Below are 21,322 nucleotides of genomic sequence, written 5' to 3' on the forward strand. Positions count from 1 at the left end.
TGATAGCTCTGTTCGTCCCGTCAGGTCCGTAGCCGTGCGGACCATAAGGAGTCATGTAATGTCATCCCTTGATAGCCTGAGAACCCTTAAGACACTGCAAATAGACAGTAAAACCTACCACTACTTCAGCCTGCCCGAAGCCGCCAAGAGCCTGGGTGACCTGGACAAGCTGCCGATGTCCCTCAAGGTGCTGCTGGAAAACCTGCTGCGCTGGGAAGACGCCAAGACCGTCACCGGCACCGACCTCAAGGCCATCGCCGCCTGGCTCAAAGAGCGCCAGTCTGACCGCGAGATCCAGTACCGCCCCGCTCGCGTGCTGATGCAGGACTTTACCGGGGTACCCGCGGTGGTCGACCTGGCCGCCATGCGCGCCGCCGTGGCCAAGGCCGGGGGCGACCCGCAGCGCATCAACCCGCTGTCACCGGTGGACCTGGTGATTGACCACTCGGTGATGGTCGACAAGTTCGGCAGCACCAGCGCCTTTGAGCAGAACGTTGACATCGAAATGCAGCGCAACGGCGAACGCTACGCCTTCCTGCGCTGGGGCCAGAGCGCCTTTGACAACTTCAGCGTCGTGCCACCTGGCACCGGTATCTGCCACCAGGTCAACCTCGAATACCTGGGCCGCACCGTATGGACCAAAGAAGAAGACGGCCGCACCTACGCCTTCCCCGACACCCTGGTAGGCACCGACTCCCACACCACCATGATCAACGGCCTCGGCGTACTCGGCTGGGGCGTGGGCGGCATCGAAGCCGAAGCGGCGATGCTCGGCCAGCCGGTGTCGATGCTGATCCCGGAAGTCATCGGCTTCAAGCTCACCGGCAAGCTCAAGGAAGGCATCACCGCCACCGACCTGGTGCTGACCGTGACGCAAATGCTGCGCAAAAAAGGCGTGGTGGGCAAGTTCGTCGAGTTCTACGGCGACGGGCTGGCCGATTTGCCCCTGGCCGACCGCGCGACCATCGCCAACATGGCACCGGAATATGGCGCGACCTGTGGCTTTTTCCCGGTGGATGAGGTGACCCTGGGCTACCTGCGCCTGTCCGGCCGCCCGGCTGAGACGGTCAAGCTGGTGGAAGCCTATACCAAGGCCCAGGGCCTGTGGCGCAACGCAGGCCAGGAGCCGGTCTTCACCGACACCCTGGCCCTGGACATGGGCACTGTCGAGGCCAGCCTCGCCGGGCCTAAACGCCCCCAGGACCGCGTCGCCCTGCCGAATGTAGGCCAAGCGTTCAGTGATTTTCTCGACCTGCAATTCAAGCCCACCAGCAAAGAAGAAGGCCGCCTCGAAAGCGAGGGCGGAGGCGGCGTTGCCGTGGGCAATGCCGATCTGGTCGGCGAGGCGGATTATGAATACGAAGGCAACACCTATCGCCTGAAAAACGGCGCGGTGGTGATCGCCGCGATTACCTCCTGCACCAACACTTCCAACCCCAGCGTGATGATGGCGGCCGGGCTGGTGGCGAAAAAAGCCGTGGAAAAAGGCCTGACCCGCAAGCCCTGGGTGAAAAGCTCCCTGGCGCCAGGCTCCAAAGTGGTCACCGACTACTACAAGGCTGCGGGCCTCACCCAGTACCTGGACAAGCTTGGCTTCGACCTGGTGGGCTACGGCTGCACTACCTGTATCGGCAACTCCGGGCCCCTGCCCGAGCCGATCGAAAAAGCCATTCAGAAGGCCGACCTCACCGTGGCCTCGGTGCTGTCCGGCAACCGTAACTTCGAAGGCCGTGTGCACCCACTGGTGAAAACCAACTGGCTGGCCTCGCCGCCCCTGGTCGTCGCCTATGCATTGGCCGGCACCGTGCGCATCGACATCAGCAGCGAACCGCTGGGCAATGACCAGCAGGGTAATCCGGTATACCTCAAGGACATCTGGCCCAGCAGCCAGGAAATCGCCGAAGCGGTGGCCCAAGTCAGCACCAGCATGTTCCACAAGGAATATGCCGAAGTGTTTGCCGGCGACGAACAGTGGCAAGCCATTGAAGTGCCGCAGGCAGCCACCTACGTGTGGCAGCAGGATTCCACCTACATCCAGCACCCGCCGTTCTTCGACGACATTGCTGGCCCGCTGCCGGTGATCGAGGACGTCAAGGGCGCCAACGTGCTGGCCCTGCTGGGGGATTCGGTGACCACCGATCACATCTCCCCAGCCGGCAATATCAAGGCCGACAGCCCGGCCGGGCGCTACCTGCGCGAACAGGGCGTGGAGCCGCGTGACTTCAACTCCTACGGCTCACGCCGGGGCAACCATGAAGTGATGATGCGCGGCACCTTCGCCAATATCCGTATTCGCAATGAAATGCTCGGCGGCGAAGAAGGCGGTAACACGCTGTATATCCCCACTGGCGAGAAAATGGCGATCTACGATGCCGCCATGAAGTACCAGGCCTCGGGCACCCCGCTGGTGGTGATCGCCGGCCAGGAATACGGTACCGGCTCCAGCCGCGACTGGGCGGCCAAGGGCACTAACCTGCTAGGGGTCAAGGCGGTGATTGCCGAGAGTTTCGAGCGTATCCACCGCTCCAACCTGGTAGGCATGGGCGTGTTGCCGTTGCAGTTCAAGCTGGATCAGAACCGCAAGACACTCAAGCTCACCGGCAAGGAGAAGATCGATATCCTCGGACTGACCGACGCCGAGATCGAGCCGCGGATGAACCTGACGTTGGTGATCACGCGGGAGGATGGCAGCAGCGAGAAGGTTGAGGTGCTGTGCCGGATTGATACCTTGAATGAAGTGGAGTATTTCAAGGCGGGCGGGATTCTGCACTACGTGCTGCGCCAGTTGATCGCCTCTTAAGAAAAACGCAGATCAAAGGTGGGTGGGAGCTGGCTTGCCTGCGAAAGCGGTGGGTCAGCCAACCTTTTTATAGCTGATACTCCGCCATCGCAGGCAAGCCAGCTCCCACAGTTTTGATCACATTCCAGGCATGAAAAAGGCGCTGTATCTTTCGATACAGCGCCTTTTTATGGTGTGCGGTTTAGCCGAACAGCCACTTCCAGAGCAATACCAACACCACCACCGCCAGCACCGGCCGCGCAATGCGGTAGGCCTTGGGATGCTTGCGCTTCCACTGTTTGACCTGGCCACTGAACTTGTCGCTGAAGGTCTTGCTCCAGGCGTACGCCTGGTTGATGCCGCCCACGCGCTCGTCATCGAGGTTCTGCGGCGCGGTTGCGCGGCCCAGTTGCTTGCTGACCCAGCGGTTGATGCGGGTCATCACGCGGTTGCTCAATGGCCGCTCAATGTCGCAGAACAGGATCACACGGGTCTGTTCGGTTTCGTTTTTCACCCAGTGCACGTAGGTTTCATCGAACATCACGTCTTCACCGTCGCGCCAGGCGTAGACCTGGCCGTCGACGAAGATACGGCAGTCGTCGGAGTTCGGCGTGGACAGCCCCAGGTGATAACGCAGGGAACCGGCGAACGGGTCGCGGTGCGGGTTGAGGTGGCTGCCACCCGGCAACAGCGCGAACATCGCGCCCTTGACGTTAGGGATGCTGCTCACCAGGGCCACAGTCTTGGGGCACAGTGCCTCGGCCGAAGGCAGCGGTTTGTCGTACCACTTGAGGTAGAAACGCTTCCAGCCCTTCTTGAAGAACGAACCGAAGCCGGCGTCGTTGTTCTTTTCGGCGGCGCGGATGTAGCCCTCGTCGAACAGGTGCATGGCCTCTTCGCGGATCACTTCCCAGTTGTCCTTGAGCACATCCAGTTCCGGGAACTTGCTGCGGTCCAGGTAGGGCTTGGACGGCACCGCGGAAAACAGGTACATCAGGGCGTTATACGGGGCGAACAGCGCCGAATGGTTGACGAACTGACGCAACATCGGCAAACGGGCCTTGCCACGCAGGTGCACATACAGCGTGCTGCCAATGAACAGCAGCAACACCGACAGTTTGGCGGCCAAAGAAAAGGTCATGCAGCAACTCCTGGAAATAAGCGCCTGGCCAGCAAATTTCTGTCAATGGGAAACCAGACGTAACAGCCGGCCATGATAAACACTTGAGCCATTATGCAGAAGGCCCAGGAAACCAGACTGACCTGTATCAACACTTGTAGGAGCGAGCTTGATCGCGAAGAACGTCAACGATAACGAGGGCTTACTGACACAACGTGGCGCTCTCAGGTTTTTCGCGAGCAAGCTCGCTCCTACAGTATTCAGGCCTGGTTTTCCTGCTCGGTAAACAAATCGCTGAACAACATGCTCGACAGGTAGCGCTCACCGGAGTCCGGCAAGATCACCACGATAGTCTTGCCCTGCATTTCCGGCTTCTCGGCCAGGCGCACGGCCACCGCCATGGCGGCGCCACAGGAGATCCCGCACAGAATGCCCTCTTCCAGCATCAAGCGCCGGGCCATGGCCTTGGACTCCTCGTCGGTCGCCAGCTCCACGCGGTCGACCATCGACAGGTCGAGGTTTTTCGGCACAAAACCGGCGCCGATCCCCTGGATCTTGTGCGGGCTGGGCTTGATCTCTTCACCCGCCAAAGCCTGGGTGATCACCGGCGAAACCATGGGTTCCACAGCCACCGACAGGATCGGCTTGCCCGCCGTGTTCTTGATATAGCGCGATACCCCGGTGATGGTGCCGCCGGTTCCCACGCCCGCCACCAGCACGTCCACGGCGCCATCGGTGTCGTTCCAGATTTCCGGGCCGGTGGTTTTCTCGTGGATCGCAGGGTTTGCCGGGTTGTCGAACTGGGCCGGCATAAAGTAGGTGGCCGGGTCGCTGGCGACGATCTCGGCGGCCTTATCGATGGCGCCCTTCATGCCCTTGGCCGGCTCGGTCAGCACCAGTTCGGCGCCCAGAGCCTTGAGCACTTTACGGCGTTCAAGGCTCATGGACGACGGCATGGTCAGCAGCAACTTGTAGCCACGGGCAGCGGCGACAAATGCCAGGCCGATACCGGTGTTGCCCGAAGTCGGCTCGACTATGGTCATGCCCGGCTTGAGTTTGCCGCTGCTTTCCGCATCCCAGACCATGCTGGCGCCAATGCGGCACTTCACCGAATAGCCGGGGTTACGCCCTTCGATCTTGGCCAGGATCGTCACGCCCCGCGGTGCGATGCGGTTGATCTGAACCAGAGGCGTGTTGCCGATGGAGTGCGCGTTGTCTGCGAAGATGCGGCTCATGGCGATTCCTGTTGTCGAGACTTTGGAAGGCCCCAAGGGTATGCCTCGTGCTCCCAAGCGTCCAGAAGGAGGAACGTTGCGACGATCAGAACAGTCAATCTCCTACAAGCTAGGAGAACTGCCCAATGAAACGTCGCTACAGTTGGCCGTTAGGGACAATCGCCGCTCTGGTGCTGGTCCTGATTGCCGTGCACATCGCGCTGCCCTACCTGGTGCGCAACTACCTGAACGACAAACTCGCCAACATGGGCGACTACCGTGGCGAGATTGCCGATGTGGACCTGGCGCTATGGCGCGGCGCCTATCGGATCAACGGCCTGCAAATCGTCAAGGTGGACGGCAAGGTCCCGGTACCTTTCGTCAAGGCGCCGCTGATCGAGTTCGCCGTGAGCTGGCATTCGCTGTGGTACGACCATGCCGTCGTGGCCGAGGGGCATTTTGTACGCCCCCAGATCAACTTCGTCGATGGCGGTGCCAACAAACAGGCGTCCCAGACCGGTAAAGGCACCGACTGGCAGGAACAACTGCGCAAGCTGCTGCCGATTACCCTCAATGAAGTACGCATCGAAGACGGCGAGATCGCCTTCCATAACTTCAGCTCCAAGCCTCAGGTGAATATCAACGCCACCGGGGTCAACGCCAGCTTCTATAACCTGACCAATGTGGTGGATGTCAAAGGCAAGCGTGATGCACGCTTTGAAGGCAAGGCACTGCTGCAAGGCCAGGCGCCCCTGGAAGCCAACGCCACCTTTGACCCGCTGAGCGATTTCGAAGAGTTCGAGTTCCGCTTCCGCGCCCGCGACCTGCAACTCAAACGCATGAACGACTTTGCATCGGCCTATGGCAAGTTCGACTTCAAGGCAGGCACGGGTGATGTGGTGATCGAAGCCCAGGCTGAAAATGGCCGGCTCACCGGCTACATCAAGCCACTGCTGCGTGATGTGGAGGTGTTCGACTGGCAACAAGACGTTGAAAACCAGGACAAGAATATCTTCCGCTCAATCTGGGAAGCCGTGGTGGGCGCCAGCGAAACCGTGCTGAAAAACCAGCGTAAAAACCAGTTCGCCACCCGTGTGGAGCTGAGCGGTAGCGTGCATCAGCAAAATGTCAGTGCGTTTTCTGCGGTGATCGCGATTCTGCGCAATGGGTTCATCCAGGCGTTCAATGCTCATTACGAACAGCCCAAGCCCAGCGCTGATTAATCCTGTGGGAGCTGATCAGCCAACTCATCTGTCACTGATACACCGCCATCGCAGGCAAGCCAGCTCCCACACTTCCTGCATGGGCCAGGGCTGATGTGACCCGCCATTCAGAGACTGAATGCCCCGTCTGCGTTCACAGTCGCCGGGGCTGAGGGGTATAGTCGGGCCATTGATGAGTCCGAGGAATGACCGATGAAGTTCGAAGGCACCCAGGCCTATGTGGCTACCGATGACCTGAAACTGGCCGTCAACGCCGCCATCACCCTGGAGCGGCCGCTGCTGGTCAAGGGCGAACCGGGCACCGGCAAGACCATGCTTGCCGAGCAACTGGCCGAATCCTTCGGTGCCAGGTTGATCACCTGGCACATCAAGTCCACCACCAAGGCGCACCAGGGCCTGTACGAGTACGACGCGGTCAGCCGCCTTCGCGACTCGCAACTGGGCGTGGACAAGGTGCACGACGTGCGCAACTACCTGAAGAAGGGCAAGCTGTGGGAAGCCTTCGAGTCCGAAGAGCGGGTGATCCTGCTGATCGATGAAATCGACAAGGCCGACATCGAGTTCCCCAACGACCTGCTGCAAGAACTCGACAAGATGGAGTTCTACGTCTACGAAATCGACGAGACCATCAAGGCCAAGAAGCGCCCGATCATCATCATTACCTCCAACAACGAAAAAGAGCTGCCGGACGCGTTCCTGCGCCGCTGCTTCTTCCACTACATCGCCTTCCCCGACCGCACCACCCTGCAAAAAATCGTGGATGTGCACTACCCGGACATCAAGAAAGACCTGGTCAGCGAAGCGCTGGACGTGTTCTTCGATGTGCGCAAGGTGCCGGGCCTGAAGAAAAAACCTTCCACCTCCGAGCTGGTCGACTGGCTCAAGCTGCTGATGGCCGACAATATTGGCGAAGCGGTGCTGCGCGAGCGCGACCCGACCAAGGCCATCCCTCCCCTGGCCGGCGCCTTGGTGAAGAACGAGCAAGACGTGCAGTTGCTGGAGCGTCTGGCGTTCATGAGCCGTCGCGGTAATCGCTGATGCTGCTCAACCTGTTCAATGAGATGCGTGCCGCCAAGGTGCCGGTGTCGGTGCGCGAGCTGCTCGACCTGATCAACGCGCTCAAACAGCGCGTGACCTTCGCCGACATGGACGAGTTTTATTATTTGGCCCGGGCGATCCTGGTCAAGGACGAGCGGCATTTCGACAAGTTCGACCGGGCCTTCGGCGCTTATTTCAACGGCCTGGAAAAGCTCGACGACCACCTGCAGGCGCTGATCCCCGAAGAATGGCTACGCAAGGAATTCGAACGTTCCTTGAGCGATGAGGAACGTGCGCAGATCCAGTCCCTCGGTGGCCTGGACAAACTGATCGAAGAGTTCAAGAAGCGCCTGGAAGAACAGAAAGAACGCCACGCCGGTGGCAACAAGTGGATCGGCACCGGCGGCACCAGCCCCTTTGGTTCTGGCGGCTACAACCCCGAAGGCATTCGCGTCGGTGACGCCGGCAAGCGCCAGGGCAAGGCGGTGAAAGTCTGGGACCAGCGCGAGTACAAGAACCTCGACGACCAAGTGGAACTGGGCACGCGCAACATCAAGATCGCCCTGCGCCGCCTGCGCAAGTTTGCGCGCCAGGGTGCGGCCGAAGAGCTGGATATCGATGGCACCATCGACCACACCGCTCGCGATGCCGGCTTGCTGAATATTCAGATGCGCCCCGAACGGCGTAACACCATCAAGCTGTTGCTGCTGTTCGACATCGGCGGCTCGATGGATGCCCACGTGAAGATCTGCGAAGAGCTGTTCTCCGCGTGCAAGACCGAGTTCAAGCACCTGGAGTACTTCTATTTCCATAACTTTGTGTACGAGTCGGTGTGGAAGAACAACCAGCGTCGCACCTCGGAGCGCACGTCCACCCAGGATCTGCTGCACAAATACGGCGCCGACTACAAAGTGATCTTTATCGGCGATGCGGCCATGGCGCCCTATGAAATCACTCAGGCCGGCGGCAGCGTCGAGCATTGGAACGAGGAGCCGGGGTATGTGTGGATGCAGCGCTTCATGGCCAAGTACAAGAAGCTGATCTGGATTAACCCCTACCCGAAAGACACTTGGGGCTATACAGCGTCGACGGGGATTGTTCGCGAGTTGGTGGAGGATCAGATGTACCCGCTGACGCTGCGCGGGTTGGAAGAAGGTATGCGCTTTCTCTCGAAATAGGCGGTGTTTTGACCGGCCTCATCGCAGGCAAGCCAGCTCCCACATGTTGACTGCATTTCAACGTTGGAATGCAGTCAACATGTGGGAGCTGGCTTGCCTGCGATGCTTTTTAGCGATCGGCAAACTGCTGCAAAAACTTGATGTGCTGCCGATGCGCAGCCTCCTGCACCACCGGTGCCAACCGCACCTTCTCCCCCGGCAGACACTGCGCCAGCCGCGCCAAGGATAAAGGTGTCAACGCGCCCAACCGCGGGTAACCGCCGATCGTCTGCCGGTCATTGAGCAACACAATCGGTTGCCCATCCGGGGGCACCTGAATCGCGCCCAATGGAATCCCTTCGGAAATCAACGACGGCCCCTGATACTGCAACGGCGTGCCGAGCAAGCGCATGCCCATGCGGTCTGCACGGCTGTCCAGAGCCCATTCGGTGTTGAAAGCATCGAACAGGCTCTGCCCGCTGAACTGGCCTATCTGCGCGCCGATGATCACGTCCAGTGATGCAGCGGATTGCACATCCGGGTTGGCCAGCACCTTCATTGCACCGCCCGTACCGGAATACGCCAAACGCCCGCCTTCGGCCAAGGCCTTGCCGAAACCGTCCACCCCGCCCAACGCTTCGCGCACGACCGTGGCACAACTGCCCAGTACAGCCTGCGCATCAAAGCCACCGGGCGCGGCCAGATAAGCGCGTGCCCCATTGAACGGCTGGGTGAAGCGCAGTCGCTGGCCCTTTTGCAGGATAAAACTGCGACCGGGGCTTATCGCTCGCTCATCGACATAGGCGCCCAGGTCCGCACCGGCCAAGGCCAGCAGGCAATAATCCTCGGCCTGCACGGTAAAGCCCCCCAGGGTGATCTCCACCACCGGCGCATCCAGGGCATTGTCCAAAAGCCAGTTGGCCCAGGACATCGACACCCAATCCAGCGCGCCGCCCTGGGTCACGCCCAGGTGGCGTACGCCAAAACGACCGGCGTCCTGCAACAGGCATAGCGGCGTGCTGGCCTCGATGATCAAGCGGCTCATGCCTGCGCCTCCAGCGGCGTGTCGTCGCCACCCAAGTGGATGAATTCGGCGTGGCTGACCGAGGCGAAGCGCACCGTGTCGCCGGGTTGCATCAGGCTGTAGCCGTCGCGCTCCCGGTCGAACAGTTTGGCCGGGGTGCGGCCGATCAGGTTCCAGCCGCCCGGGGACACCACCGGGTACGCGGCGGTTTGCCGTTCGGCGATGCCGACGCTGCCGGCAGCCACGCGTTTGCGCGGCGTGTTCAGGCGCGGCGTGGCAAGTAGCTCGTCCACCAGCCCCATAAAGGCAAACCCTGGGGCAAAACCGAGGGCGAACACTTGGTACTCGTGGGCGCTGTGACGGCGGATCACCTCCTCCACGGCCAGCCCGCTGCGCTGGGACAGCAAGTTCAGTTCCGGGCCGACACTCAGGTCGTACCACACGGGCAGCACATGGCACTGGCCACTGCCCTGCGCCTGGGGTTGCAGATCGGTGAGGGCCTGGTCGATCAGCGCCCGGGCCTGGGCCGGGGTCAGCGCCGTGAGATCGTAATGCACCATCAAGGTGGTGTAGGACGGCACCAGGTCCACCAAGGCCGGGCCAAAACCATAGCGCAGGCGCTCGGTAGCCGCGAGCATCCACGGCATGTTGGCTTCGGCGATCACGTCAAACAGACGCACCATCAGGCAGTCGATCGCCACCACTTCGATGCGTGGGTTCATGCTGTTTTCAACGCTTCGCGGATACGCTGCACGGCAGCGACCGAACTGGCGTTGTCGCCATGCACACACAGGGTATTGGCTTGTAGCACCAATGGGCTGCCGTCGCTGGCAATCAGCGATTCGCCACGGAAAAGGGTCAGGGCCTGCTGCACGATGGTGTCGGCGTCGTGATGCACCGCGCCGGGCAGTTGGCGAGACACCAGATGGCCGTTACTGTCATAGGCACGGTCAGCGAAGGCTTCGAACCACAGGGTCACCCCGTATTCGTCGCCCAAGGCTTGGGCCGCGCGGTTGTCGCGGGTGGCCAGCAGCATCAGCGGCAGGTCGCCGTAAGCGGCCACGGCCTGGATCACCGCACGCAACTGCGCGGGGTTGGCCATCATGTCGTTGTACATCGCGCCGTGGGGTTTCACATAGCTGACGCGCCCGCCCTGGGCGCGGCAGATGCCGTCCAGCGCACCGATCTGGTAGTGCAACAGGTCCTGGATTTCCTGCGGCGTGTAGTTCATGGAGCGCCGGCCGAAGCCTTGCAGGTCCTGGTAGGCCGGATGAGCGCCCACTTGCACGCCGTGCTTGAACGCCAGGCTGACGGTCTTGCGCATGATGCTCGGGTCGCCGGCATGGAAACCGCAAGCCACGTTGGCGCAATCAATGAACGGCATGACTTCGGCGTCCAGACCCATGGTCCAGTTGCCAAAGCTTTCGCCGATGTCGCAGTTGAGTAGCAGGCGGCTCACGGGGGTCGCTCCTGTAGGCTTTGTTTTCTTGTAGTGTGGGATTTTTTACGCAGAACTCGCAACTTGTCCTGACACCCCAACGACGCTTATCGTGGAATAGCTCGATTTTTGGCGCTTGCCCGGTGCGACGTCCAACTAATAAAAACCGATCCATGCATAAGAAAAAGTTGATCCCATGAATTTGAAGTTCCTCGAAACCTTCGTCTGGGTGGCCAAGCTCAAGAGCTTCCGGCTCACGGCCGAGAAGCTGTTCACCACCCAAGCCTCGATCTCCAGCCGCATCGCGGTGCTGGAAAGCGAGCTGGGGGTGAAACTTTTCCTGCGTGATTCGCGTGGCGTGAGCCTGACCCCGGAAGGTTTGAAAGTGCTCGACTATGCCGAGCAGATGATGGTGACCATGCAGGGCTTGAAGCAGTCCCTGGAGACCACCAGCAGCAAGGTTGGGCGCATTCGGATCGGCGCAATGGACACGGTGATCCACACCTGGCTAAGCCCGCTGGTTGCTGAGCTGATGAAGCTGTACCCACTGGTGGAAATCGAGCTGGTCGCCGACACTGCGCTGAACCTCAGCGATCAACTGCAAAAAGGTTTCCTCGACCTGATCCTGCAAACCGACCTGCTGCGCCTGGAAACCGTGCGCAGCCTGGAACTGGCCAGCCACCCCATGGCCTGGATCGTGGCCAGCCAGTCGATTTACAACCGTGACTACGCCTCCCTCGCCGAGCTGGCCCAGGAGCGCATCATCACTTACTCGAAAAACTCCCACCCGCATCAGGACGTATTGAGTTTGATGCAGGCCAATGGCGTGGCCGCACCGCGCATGAACTGCGTGAACTCGGTGTCGGCGATTACCCGGTTGCTGCGCGATGGCTTCGGCATCGGCGCACTGCCGCCGGTGCTGGTGAGCGAAGAACTGGAGCGAGGGGAATTGGTCATGCTGCCCATGGCCCAGCGTCTGCCGAACTTGCAGGTGGTGGTGTCGTGGCGTGTGGGGGTGGAGTTGGTGGAGGAGATTGTGGGGTTGTGCCAGAAAGTCGTTGCCCGCTATGCCGAGCAAGTCGGTGCAGAACGCATGCAACTGAATAAACCCGACTGATCGTTCCCACGCTCTGCGTGGGAATGCAGCACAGGGCGCTCTGTGCCCTCACGCGCGACGCGGAGCGTCAGAAAAAGCATTCCCACGCGGAGCGTGGGAACGATCAGTGGGTCGTTAGAGGCCCTTGAGGTCCCGTTCTTCGATGGGCCGGCTCTGGCGCAGGCGCCGGCCACCCAGCACCACCCAGTCGATCAAGCGGTACAGGCACTCGATGCCGAACGACAACAGCATCGCCCCGCCCAGGCCCCAGCCCATGGCTTCGGGCGTCAGCAAGATCTGGTAGCTGTAGCCATTCCAGGTCTCCGAACGGATATCCGGGTCGGCAGCCACGGCCACTTGCAGGGCGCGGATGTACCACGGACCCTGCATGGCCTGGAATTGCTTGTCCAGCTCGAGCTGGCGGTCGAGCATGGCGCCCAGGCTACTGGCGTCGCTCTGGAACACCGGGTCATCGCTGGCGCGGTAATGCGCCACCAAGGCTTGCATATCACCGTTGAAGAACTGCTGCGCCGTGGACTCGAAACCGCGCAAGCCGGTCTGGGCCTCGATCAAGTGGGCTTCGACGCGCTTGGCGTAGTCATTGATAAACCCCGGCACCTGCACGCCGACCAACAAGCCAACGGCAAACAGCACCAACCGCAGATAGCTAAGCAACATGCTCGATTCCTTACTTGGTAACGCCCTGGCTGACACATTCACCGCGTCGCCACAGGCTCCATTGGCCCGGTTCGTAGCGGGTCCAGTTTTCGTTGTCGGTCAACGGCTCGGTGGCGATCACCGTTACCACGTCATTGGGGGTGGTTTCGGCTTGAAAATCGACGATCACGTCGACATCTTTCAAGCGCGCCGGGCCAAAAGGCGCACGCCGGGTGATCTGTGCCAGCTTGGTCGAGCAATAGCAGAACAGCCAGTCGCCGTCGCTGAGCAGGCAGTTGAACACGCCCTTGCTGCGGTATTCGGCGCAGGCGGCGATCAGGTCGAGCAGCACCTGTTCGATGTCCACCGGCTCGGGGAAGGCTTCGCGCACACGGTTGAGCAAGTCGCAGAACGCCGCTTCGCTGTCGGTATCGCCCACCGGGCGGTAGAAGGTGGCGCGGGGATCGAAGTCTGCCAGTTGGCCGTTGTGGGCAAAACACCAGTTACGCCCCCACAGCTCGCGCACGAACGGATGGGTATTGGCCAGGCTGACCTTGCCCACATTGGCCTGGCGGATATGGCCGATCACCACTTCGCTCTTGATGGGGTAACGCTGAACCAGCAATGCGACTTCCGACTCGCTACTGGCAGCCGGGTCCTGGAACAGGCGCAGGCCGCGGCCTTCATAGAAAGCAATGCCCCAACCGTCGCGATGCGGGCCAGTGCGCCCACCGCGCTGCATCAGCCCGGTAAAGCTGAACACGATATCGGTGGGGACGTTGGCACTCATGCCCAATAATTCACACATGCCAGGGCTCTCGCTGCAGGGCAAACAACGTTAAAGGCGCGGTTCGACCCGCATACCACCGGCAGGCGCCGGGCGACGGAACGGTTCGTCGTCTTCCGGTTCGGCGGCCAAGGCGGCATCCGCAGCCGCCTTGCGCTCACGGCGAGCGTTGGCGGCGCGTTCGATGGGCCAGCGGATCAGCACAAACACGATGTACAGGGCAAACACGATCATCGTGTACATGAACAGGTCGGAAATGGCGCGCCAGGCGTTGTTGCCGACCTTGAGCACCAAGTCCAGGGCAGTAATGGCCACGGCCGGCGCAAACTGGGTCTTGACCGGGTCGACAATGGTCGGGCTGAGCAGCAACACCGCCATCAGCAATTGCAGGGGCTCGCGCAGCCAGCGCCAGATCCAGCGGGTCATGCGCCACCACACCAACAGGCAGCCCAAAGCGGCGAAGGCGTAAAGGCCCCAAGCGGTCAGATAGTCGTTCTCGGTCATGGTGTCCATGGCAAGGTTGGCAAACAGGCGGCTATGATAACGGCTTTTGCGTGTCGCGGCTGCAATGCCTGCCACCGTCTGCCAGATAGGGAATTATCCATGCCTATTTCCACCGCACCGAATGCCCGCAAGGCCCCAGGCCCAGACCCGTACGCCTGGCTGCAAGAACGCGACAACCCTGAGGTACTCGACTACCTCAAGGCCGAAAACGCCTGGCAGGAAGCCCAACTCGCCGATCAGCAGGCGTTGCGCGAGACCCTGTTCGACGAGATCAAGGGCCGCATTCTGGAAACCGACCTGTCCCTGCCCTCCCCTTGGGGCCCGTATTTGTATTACACCCGCACCACCGCCGGTGACGAGTACGCCCGCCACTACCGCTGCCGCCGCCCGGCCGATGACAGCAACCAGGTGGACGCCAGCAGCGAAGAACTGTTGCTGGACCCGAACGTCTTGGCCAATGGCGGCTTTTTTTCCCTGGGCGCGTTCAGCATCAGCCCCGATCACCAACGCCTGGCCTATAGCCTCGATACCAGCGGCGAAGAGATTTACACCCTGTTCGTGAAGGAATTGGCGACCGACAAGGTCAGCGAACTGGCGTTCGAAAACTGCGATGGCAGCATGACCTGGGCCAATGACAGCCTGACCCTGTTTTTCGGTGAGCTGGACGACACCCATCGCCCGCACAAACTGTATCGCTATCGCCTGGACGGCACCGCCGCGCAGGAAGTGTTCCACGAGCCCGACGGCCGTTTTTTCCTGCATTGCTACCGCTCAAGCTCCGAGCGCCAACTGTTGCTGGCCCTGGGCAGCAAGACCACCAGCGAAGTCTGGGCGCTGGACGCCGAGCAACCGCACCTGGCCTTCACCTGCCTGGCGCCACGGGTCGAAGACCACGAATACGACGTCGACCACGGCAAGCGCAATGGCCAGTGGACCTGGTTTATCCGCAGCAACCGCGACGGCATCAACCATGCGCTGTACGTGGCCGCCGACACCGGCACGCCGCCCACCGAAGCCGACTGGCAGAACCTGATCCCCCACAGCGACGAGGTCATGCTCGACGGCGTGAGCCTGAACGCCAACGCCATGACCTTGAGCCTGCGCATTGGTGGCCTGCCGGTTATCGAAGTACACCCCGAGAACGTGCCGGCCTATCGGGTGCAATTGCCTGACGCCGCCTACAGCCTCTACGTACAGAACAGCCTCGAGTTTCCCAGCGACAAGATCCGCCTGCGCTATGAGGCCTTGAATCGCCCGGCCCAAGTGCGCCAGCTCGAGCTGGCGACAGGCGCGCAGGTCGTGCTCAAGGAAACCCCGGTGCTGGGCGTCTTCAACGCCGACGATTACATCAGCCAACGCCTGTGGGCCACTTCTGCCGATGGCACCCAGGTACCCATCAGCCTGGTGGTCAAGCGTGACCAGCTCGGCAAGCCGACGCCCCTGTACCTGTATGGCTACGGTGCCTACGGCTCAAGCCTGGACCCGTGGTTCTCCCATGCGCGCCTGAGCTTGCTCGACCGCGGGGTGGCGTTTGCCATCGCCCATGTGCGCGGCGGCGGTGAGCTGGGTGAGGCCTGGTATCGCAGCGGCAAGCAGGAACACAAGCAGAACACCTTCAGCGACTTTATCGCCTGCGCCGAACATTTGATCGCCGAGGGCCTGACCACCTCCCCACAACTGGCGATCAGCGGCGGCAGTGCCGGCGGCCTGCTGATCGGCGCGGTGCTCAACCAGCGTCCGGAATTGTTCCAGGCGGCGATTGCGGAAGTGCCGTTCGTCGATGTGCTCAATACCATGCTCGACCCGGAACTGCCGCTGACCATCACCGAGTACGACGAATGGGGCAACCCCGAGGAACCCGAAGTGTATGCGCGCATCAAGGCCTACGCGCCCTACGAGAACGTCCGTGCCCAGGCTTACCCGGCCACGCTGGTGATCGCCGGCTATAACGACAGCCGCGTGCAGTACTGGGAAGCCGCCAAGTGGGTGGCCAAGCTGCGGGATACCAAGACAGACGACAACCTGCTGCTGCTCAAGACCGAGCTGGGTGCCGGCCATGGCGGCATGAGCGGGCGCTATCAGGGCTTACGTGACGTGGCCCTCGAATATGCCTTTGTGTTCAAGGCCCTCGGTCTGGTCTAACCGCCCGGCGTTTTCGGCTTGCTGTCGTTTTGCTGCAGGCCAGGGACCGTCTGGTCCTTGGGCGGCGCCGGCAGCACGATGGGCGCCAGCGGTGGCGAGCCATTATGGGTCTTGGGCGCAACGGGCGGCGTGACTTGCGGGTACAACGTGGGCGTTGGCGTGCCCGGCGCGCCTGGGGTTGGCGCGGGCGCGACCGGTACGGTTTGTAACTCCTGAGCCTGCGCGGTACCCAATGCGAGCGCGCTCAACACAATGACCGTTAGAATGCTGCACTTCATCGATGGCTCCATGGCCTGACCGGAATGCCCTAAGGCTACTCCCAACCGCGCAAGAATGCCCTTCCCAATGAGATTTCCATGAAACGTTTCGTTCTGCTGGACACCACCCCAATCCCCGACAACGGCGGCGCCTTGTGCCTGTTCGAATACGGCGAGGACTTTGTCATCAAGATCCAGGGCGGTGACGGTGGCCAGTTGATGAACACGCGCATGCACGGCTCCGAAGATGCCCTGGCGGAGATTCCCTGCCGCAAAGTGGCCGGGCGCCCGGGTTCGCGGGTGCTGATCGGCGGCCTGGGCATGGGCTTTACCCTGGCCGCGGCGCTCAAGCATTTGGGCAAGAGCGCCGAAGTGGTGGTGGCCGAACTGGTGCCCGGCGTCGTGGAGTGGAACCGGGGGCCGCTGGGGGAGAAATCCGGACGCCCGCTGCTGGACCCGCGCACCGTGGTCCGCCAGGAAGACGTGGCCAAGGTACTGCAGGCCGAGCCCCAAGGCTTTGACGCGATCATGCTCGACGTCGACAACGGCCCTGAAGGGCTCACGCAAAAGGCTAACAGTTGGTTGTACTCGGCCAGTGGCCTGGCCGCGTGTGCCAAGGCCCTGCGCCCCAAGGGCGTGCTGGCCGTGTGGTCGGCCAGCGCCGACAAGCTGTTCAGTGACAAACTGCGCAAGGCCGGCTTCAAGGCCGAAGAAGTGCAAGTATTTGCCCATGGCAACAAGGGTACGCGGCATACCATCTGGATTGCAGAGAAGCTCAAGGGCTGATCGCGGTTGATTCAATCGCGCCAATCCCCTGTGGGAGCAGCTAGAATCAACCTTGTCCGTGAACCACCCAATAATAGCCAGGAGCCATGATGAGCTCGAACAACCCGCCCTCCCACACCGCCAAGCTGGACCGCATCCTTGCCGATGCCCAGCGCGACCGCGAAATGGGCTACCGCGATAAAGCCTTGAAGATGTACCCCCACGTGTGTGGCCGCTGCGCCCGTGAATTTGCCGGCAAGCGCTTGAGTGAACTGACCGTTCACCACCGCAACCACAACCATGATGACAACCCCCAGGACGGTTCCAACTGGGAGTTGCTGTGCCTGTACTGCCACGACAACGAACACTCGCGCTACACCGACCAGCAGTACTTCGGCGAAGGCTCCACCAGCAGCCCGAGCATTGCCAAGGCGACGCACAACCCGTTTGCGGCGTTGGCGGGGTTGATGAAGAAGGACGACTGAAGCTTTTCTTTGCCTGTTCCGGCCTCATCGCAGGCAAGCCAGCTCCCACAGTAGGAATGCATTTCCCGGTGGGAGCCGGGCTTGCCCGCGATGACGATCGTCCAAGCACTGCATCCCCCCAGGCCGTATAATCGCCGTTTTTCTCAAGGCACCCTTCCCCGTGGGCAATAAACGCTACAGTTGCATCGGTCTGTACAACCCCAAATCCCCCGAAAACGTCGGCTCGGTGATGCGTGCCGCCGGCTGTTACGGCGTGGCCTCGGTGTTCTACACCGGCGTGCGTTACGAGCGCGCCAGGGATTTCATCACCGACACCAAGAAGGTGCACCACGATATCCCGCTGATCGGCATCGACGATCTGAAAAAGATCCTGCCCTTAGGCTGCATCCCGGTCGCCGTGGAATTGGTCGACGGCGCCCGCCCGTTGCCTGAATACACCCACCCCGACCGCGCGCTGTATATCTTCGGCCCCGAAGACGGCTCCCTGGACAAAGAGATCCGCGATTGGTGCGAGGACGTGGTGTACATCCCCACCACCGGCTGCATGAACCTGGCGGCCACGGTCAACGTGGTGCTCTATGACCGCCTGGCCAAGGGCAATAACACCCGTTCGGGCCCCAAGTACTGATATTACGGGAACATCCGGCACATGCGCGCAGTCAGCTAGTAACACTTGCCCTTGTTGGAGACTGATCATGAGCGACAGCAAAACCTTGCGACCTATCATCGAAGCCACACCGTTGAAGCCTCAACCCACCCAGAACGTGCATGGCTGGGAGCGCATCGGCTCAGTGGCCGGCGGAGTGATGATGGTGGGTAAAGGCCTGCGCCGCGGTGGGATTTTCGGCTTGATCCAGGTGGCGATTGGTGGCGTGGCATTGGCTCGTGGCTTTACCGGGCACAGTTCGCTCAAGGACAAACTGGAACAGGGTCGCCAGGAAATGAACAGCGTGCGCACGAAAATCGAGCGCGCCGGGGAAGAGTTGAAGAACCTGAAGACCAAGGCTGAAGTGGCGGCTGAAAAGGCGGTGAAACCTAAAGCCTGACCTGAGACTTGGACATGCTGGAGATTCAAATGTGGGAGGAGGCTTGCCCCCTCCCACATTTGAATTGCACAGGGCTAAGGATCAACGCAGAAGTTTGCTGTCCAGTACCACCGAAGACTCACCCATCACACTCTCGGCCAACTGCACGAACTCTTTGGTGTTGATGCTGTTCACCCGCATCACTGCCTGCGCCAGATCGTCCAGGGAGCGCTTGTTGTGGGTCTTCACGCGGATCTCACGGTCCAGTTCCTGCAATACCACCACCGAACGCGCCAGCGTCGCGCCGTTGACGTGCTCGCCTTTGAGGGTGCTGACGTCTTTGCCTTCTTTGGTCAGCCGTGCCTGGATCGCCGCATAGCGCTCATCGGTAATACCGCCGGCACGCCGCATCAACTCGATTGCGTAGTACTCGCCCAAGCCCTCGCTGATCCAGTCACTGCTGTCGTGGTCATTAAAGCGCCCGATGGCCTGCACCACTTCGCGCAGCAACGGGCTGCTGCCATTTTCGCCAACCAGCGGCGTGCGGCTGTTGAGGTAGATCGAATCGCGTAACGAATAAGCGCCCCGCCGCATCGGGTCACTGGCACCGACAATCAACAGTTTGCCAGGATGGCGCGGGAACGCGGCCTCCACCTGGGGCCAGACAAACGTCAGTAACGTCAGCACGTCCATGCGGCGCATCCCCTGGCCCTTGGGCGAGGCCACGGTGACGTCGGTATCACCCAGGCGCAGGCGGCGGCTGCCGAGGTTGCCCGCCAGCATCCAGCCGGTGGGGCGGTCGAACAGGCGGGACACGTTGTCGATGCGGAATTTGTTCTGGCCGATGCGCGGCCAGGCGGTTTCGACGCTCTTCCAACCCGTCGGCAGTTCAAACATCAGGCGTGAGACCAGTTCGACGCCGTCTTGCTGGTCGAGACGGGCGGCCGGCACCAGGTCTTCGCCGCGCAGTAACGCCCAGCCGGGCGTGATGCGTGTGTCATACACGCCGGGCTTGCGCGCATGGGCCAGGCGCACGCGGTAGGTCAGGCTGGCCTTGTCGGCACTGGGTTGCCACAGGCCACGGTTGCCCGTGATTTGCCACTGGCCATCGGCCTTGAAGTCGCTGTAGTCACCGTCGCGGCCCAGGTCGAAGTTCAGGCTGCGCACCGCCGCGCCTTGGGACAGGCTGACGCGCACCTCGGCCTGCTGGCTTTGGGGCAACAGCTTGACGTGGTAATCCAGGTCGACTTTCTTCGCGCACCAGCCCGGCCCGCTCAGCGCCAGCACGACCAGGCCCGCTGCCCACTTGGCGGCCACCTTCATACACACTCCTCGTTCAACCCGCGCGGAAAATCAGGTAATCCTCCCAGTCGTCCTCGGGCACGCTGCCTTCGCTGAGCATGCGCCCGGACTGGGAAATCCGTTCGTGGTGCACCGCGTCACGGTCGCCGCAGACCAGGTGATGCCACAGCGGCAAGTCCTTGCGCTCGCTGACCAGGCGGTAACCGCAGGTCGGTGGCAACCATTTGAATTGGTCGGCCTGGCCCGGCGTGAGCTGGATGCAATCAGGCACCGAGGCACGGCGGTTGGGGTAATCGGTGCACTGGCAGGTTTTCAGGTCGAGCAGTTTGCAGGCGATACGCGTGTAATAGACACTGTTGTCGTCCTCATCCTCGAGCTTTTGCAGGCAGCACAGGCCACAGCCGTCGCACAAGGACTCCCACTCCTCTTGGTCGAGGTGCTCAAGGGTTTTGCGTATCCAGAAAGGTTCGACTTTGGCGGCCATGGCTCTGCATCAGTATCGGAAGGTGAAAAGGCCGCCAGTCTAGTGCCCAAGCCCGTTGGGGCCAAGCGCTTACGACTGACGGTGTTGCAAGACTTGTCAGGCCTGGGTGCGCGCAGTAGTTTTGAATCCCGGTTTTTTCATCAGGGTCTGTCCATGAGCAATAACCCCCGCGTTGCCGATTATCCGATCCACACCCAATTTACCGAGCGCTGGTCGCCCCGCGCCTTTACCGGCGAGAGCATCCCGCAGGAGACGCTGCTGAGTTTCTTCGAAGCGGCACGCTGGGCACCTTCGGCCTACAACTCGCAGCCGTGGCGGTTTCTGTATGCGCGCCGTGACACGCCGGATTGGGAGCGTTTCCTGGGCCTGCTGAATGAATTCAACCGCAATTGGGCGCAGCATGCGTCGGCTCTGGTCATTATCGCGTCGAAAACCGACTTCATCGCCCCCGGCGCCACAGAAGAAACCCCGGCGCTGTGGCACACCTTCGACACCGGCTCGGCCTGGGGCCACCTGGCGCTGCAAGCCAGCCTCAGTGGCTGGCACACCCACGGCATGGCCGGCTTCGATCAGGAACTGACCCGCAAGGAGCTGAAGATTCCCCAGGGTTATGCGCTGCATGCGGCCGTGGCGGTGGGCAAGCTGGGTGACAAGTCGAGTTTGCCGGAGTACCTGCAAGGGCGCGAAATGCCGAGCCCGCGCAAGCCGTTGAGCGAGCTGGTGTCCGAGGGGGACTTCAGCCTCTAAGCCTTGCATACACTCAATGTGGGGAGCGGGCTTGCTCGCGAATGCGGTGTGGCAGCCACCCAATGTGTTGACTGATCC

The 21,322-nt window shown here is 61.4% G+C and carries 22 protein-coding genes and 1 pseudogene; 12 read left to right on the forward strand and 11 right to left on the reverse strand.

Annotated features, from left to right (window positions below; all coding sequences use genetic code 11):
* Positions 1–58 precede the first annotated feature (58 nt).
* Positions 59–2,800, forward strand: a complete 2,742-nt coding sequence (acnA, locus tag BOP96_RS19975) for an aconitate hydratase AcnA (protein WP_073453811.1) — start codon at positions 59–61, stop codon at positions 2,798–2,800.
* A gap of 181 nt (positions 2,801–2,981) precedes the next feature.
* Here acnA and BOP96_RS19980 read toward each other — a convergent pair whose 3' ends face one another.
* Positions 2,982–3,920 carry an aspartyl/asparaginyl beta-hydroxylase domain-containing protein gene (locus BOP96_RS19980; RefSeq protein WP_005786126.1) on the reverse strand — a complete coding sequence of 313 codons (939 nt, stop codon included), beginning with the start codon at positions 3,918–3,920 and terminating at the stop codon, positions 2,982–2,984.
* A gap of 148 nt (positions 3,921–4,068) precedes the next feature.
* Between BOP96_RS19980 and BOP96_RS30620 the strand changes: the two are divergent.
* Positions 4,069–4,161 (forward strand): annotated as a pseudogene (locus BOP96_RS30620) (outer membrane lipoprotein carrier protein LolA); the annotation flags it as partial.
* On the opposite strand, the gene cysK reads toward BOP96_RS30620, so the two are convergent.
* Positions 4,160–5,134, reverse strand: coding sequence for a cysteine synthase A (gene cysK, locus BOP96_RS19985; RefSeq protein ID WP_014717498.1), 975 nt, complete (start codon positions 5,132–5,134; stop codon positions 4,160–4,162). The pseudogene BOP96_RS30620 and the gene cysK sit on opposite strands and share 2 nt — an antisense overlap.
* Before the next feature lie 125 nt (positions 5,135–5,259).
* Between cysK and BOP96_RS19990 the strand changes: the two genes are divergently transcribed.
* The 3 genes from BOP96_RS19990 (at position 5,260) to BOP96_RS20000 (ending at position 8,552) form a co-directional block, all read left to right on the forward strand.
* The gene (locus BOP96_RS19990; protein WP_060767247.1) at positions 5,260–6,336 is read left to right on the forward strand and encodes a DUF748 domain-containing protein; all 1,077 of its coding nucleotides are present in this window, start codon (positions 5,260–5,262) and stop codon (positions 6,334–6,336) included.
* A 192-nt stretch (positions 6,337–6,528) separates the two neighbouring features.
* On the forward strand, positions 6,529–7,374 hold the full coding sequence (locus BOP96_RS19995) for an AAA family ATPase (protein ID WP_003189627.1): 846 nt from the start codon (positions 6,529–6,531) through the stop codon (positions 7,372–7,374).
* The gene (locus tag BOP96_RS20000; RefSeq protein WP_003189625.1) at positions 7,374–8,552 is read left to right on the forward strand and encodes a vWA domain-containing protein; all 1,179 of its coding nucleotides are present in this window, start codon (positions 7,374–7,376) and stop codon (positions 8,550–8,552) included. The genes BOP96_RS19995 and BOP96_RS20000 overlap by 1 nt, the downstream gene beginning before the upstream one ends.
* Before the next feature lie 109 nt (positions 8,553–8,661).
* Here the strand turns inward: BOP96_RS20000 and BOP96_RS20005 are convergent, their stop codons facing one another.
* Genes BOP96_RS20005 through BOP96_RS20015 form a run of 3 tightly spaced genes read right to left on the reverse strand, consistent with a single transcriptional unit; the run spans position 8,662 to position 11,014 of the window.
* A complete protein-coding gene (locus tag BOP96_RS20005; protein WP_038449459.1) occupies positions 8,662–9,576 on the reverse strand; it encodes a biotin-dependent carboxyltransferase family protein in 915 nt (304 codons plus the stop codon).
* Positions 9,573–10,277, reverse strand: coding sequence for a 5-oxoprolinase subunit B family protein (locus BOP96_RS20010; protein ID WP_032903157.1), 705 nt, complete (start codon positions 10,275–10,277; stop codon positions 9,573–9,575). Before BOP96_RS20010 ends, BOP96_RS20005 begins: the two co-directional genes overlap by 4 nt.
* Positions 10,274–11,014, reverse strand: a complete 741-nt coding sequence (locus tag BOP96_RS20015; protein ID WP_014717493.1) for a 5-oxoprolinase subunit PxpA — start codon at positions 11,012–11,014, stop codon at positions 10,274–10,276. Before BOP96_RS20015 ends, BOP96_RS20010 begins: the two co-directional genes overlap by 4 nt.
* Positions 11,015–11,189: 175 nt before the next feature.
* Between BOP96_RS20015 and BOP96_RS20020 the strand changes: the two genes are divergently transcribed.
* Complete coding sequence (locus BOP96_RS20020) at positions 11,190–12,110, forward strand: LysR family transcriptional regulator (protein WP_003189619.1); 921 nt, start codon at positions 11,190–11,192, stop codon at positions 12,108–12,110.
* A 114-nt stretch (positions 12,111–12,224) separates the two neighbouring features.
* Here BOP96_RS20020 and BOP96_RS20025 read toward each other — a convergent pair whose 3' ends face one another.
* Genes BOP96_RS20025 through BOP96_RS20035 form a run of 3 tightly spaced genes read right to left on the reverse strand, consistent with a single transcriptional unit; the run spans position 12,225 to position 14,112 of the window.
* A complete protein-coding gene (locus tag BOP96_RS20025; protein WP_014717492.1) occupies positions 12,225–12,767 on the reverse strand; it encodes a DUF2937 family protein in 543 nt (180 codons plus the stop codon).
* Between the two features lie 10 nt (positions 12,768–12,777).
* Complete coding sequence (locus tag BOP96_RS20030) at positions 12,778–13,554, reverse strand: class II glutamine amidotransferase (protein WP_073453813.1); 777 nt, start codon at positions 13,552–13,554, stop codon at positions 12,778–12,780.
* 30 nt (positions 13,555–13,584) lie between these two features.
* Positions 13,585–14,112: a hypothetical protein gene (locus BOP96_RS20035; protein ID WP_019818257.1), complete on the reverse strand. Its 528-nt coding sequence runs from the start codon at positions 14,110–14,112 to the stop codon at positions 13,585–13,587.
* Positions 14,113–14,136: 24 nt separating this feature from the next.
* Here BOP96_RS20035 and BOP96_RS20040 point away from each other — a divergent pair, with 24 nt between their 5' ends.
* Positions 14,137–16,179, forward strand: coding sequence for a S9 family peptidase (locus BOP96_RS20040; protein ID WP_073453815.1), 2,043 nt, complete (start codon positions 14,137–14,139; stop codon positions 16,177–16,179).
* Here BOP96_RS20040 and BOP96_RS20045 read toward each other — a convergent pair.
* Positions 16,176–16,457 carry a hypothetical protein gene (locus BOP96_RS20045; protein ID WP_014717488.1) on the reverse strand — a complete coding sequence of 94 codons (282 nt, stop codon included), beginning with the start codon at positions 16,455–16,457 and terminating at the stop codon, positions 16,176–16,178. The two genes, BOP96_RS20040 and BOP96_RS20045, sit on opposite strands and share 4 nt — an antisense overlap.
* A gap of 78 nt (positions 16,458–16,535) precedes the next feature.
* Here BOP96_RS20045 and BOP96_RS20050 point away from each other — a divergent pair, with 78 nt between their 5' ends.
* The 4 genes from BOP96_RS20050 (at position 16,536) to BOP96_RS20065 (ending at position 18,732) form a co-directional block, all read left to right on the forward strand.
* Positions 16,536–17,222 carry a spermidine synthase gene (locus BOP96_RS20050; RefSeq protein WP_003189610.1) on the forward strand — a complete coding sequence of 229 codons (687 nt, stop codon included), beginning with the start codon at positions 16,536–16,538 and terminating at the stop codon, positions 17,220–17,222.
* Between the two features lie 89 nt (positions 17,223–17,311).
* Positions 17,312–17,686 (forward strand): YajD family HNH nuclease, encoded by a 375-nt coding sequence (locus BOP96_RS20055; RefSeq protein ID WP_014717487.1) that lies wholly within the window; start codon positions 17,312–17,314, stop codon positions 17,684–17,686.
* Positions 17,687–17,846: 160 nt separating this feature from the next.
* Complete coding sequence (locus tag BOP96_RS20060; protein WP_014717486.1) at positions 17,847–18,314, forward strand: RNA methyltransferase; 468 nt, start codon at positions 17,847–17,849, stop codon at positions 18,312–18,314.
* Positions 18,315–18,381: 67 nt separating this feature from the next.
* The gene (locus BOP96_RS20065) at positions 18,382–18,732 is read left to right on the forward strand and encodes a YgaP family membrane protein (RefSeq protein WP_019818260.1); all 351 of its coding nucleotides are present in this window, start codon (positions 18,382–18,384) and stop codon (positions 18,730–18,732) included.
* 81 nt (positions 18,733–18,813) lie between these two features.
* Here BOP96_RS20065 and BOP96_RS20070 read toward each other — a convergent pair whose 3' ends face one another.
* Together BOP96_RS20070 and BOP96_RS20075 are read right to left on the reverse strand one after the other, a co-directional pair.
* Positions 18,814–20,034: a hypothetical protein gene (locus BOP96_RS20070; RefSeq protein WP_019818261.1), complete on the reverse strand. Its 1,221-nt coding sequence runs from the start codon at positions 20,032–20,034 to the stop codon at positions 18,814–18,816.
* A gap of 13 nt (positions 20,035–20,047) precedes the next feature.
* Positions 20,048–20,497, reverse strand: coding sequence for a YcgN family cysteine cluster protein (locus BOP96_RS20075; RefSeq protein ID WP_003172524.1), 450 nt, complete (start codon positions 20,495–20,497; stop codon positions 20,048–20,050).
* A 153-nt stretch (positions 20,498–20,650) separates the two neighbouring features.
* Between BOP96_RS20075 and BOP96_RS20080 the strand changes: the two genes are divergently transcribed.
* Positions 20,651–21,244, forward strand: a complete 594-nt coding sequence (locus tag BOP96_RS20080; protein ID WP_003189601.1) for a nitroreductase family protein — start codon at positions 20,651–20,653, stop codon at positions 21,242–21,244.
* Positions 21,245–21,322: the final 78 nt, after the last annotated feature.

The sequence above is a fragment of the Pseudomonas sp. FSL W5-0203 genome (genome assembly GCF_001896155.1).
Classification (GTDB): domain Bacteria; phylum Pseudomonadota; class Gammaproteobacteria; order Pseudomonadales; family Pseudomonadaceae; genus Aquipseudomonas; species Aquipseudomonas paracarnis.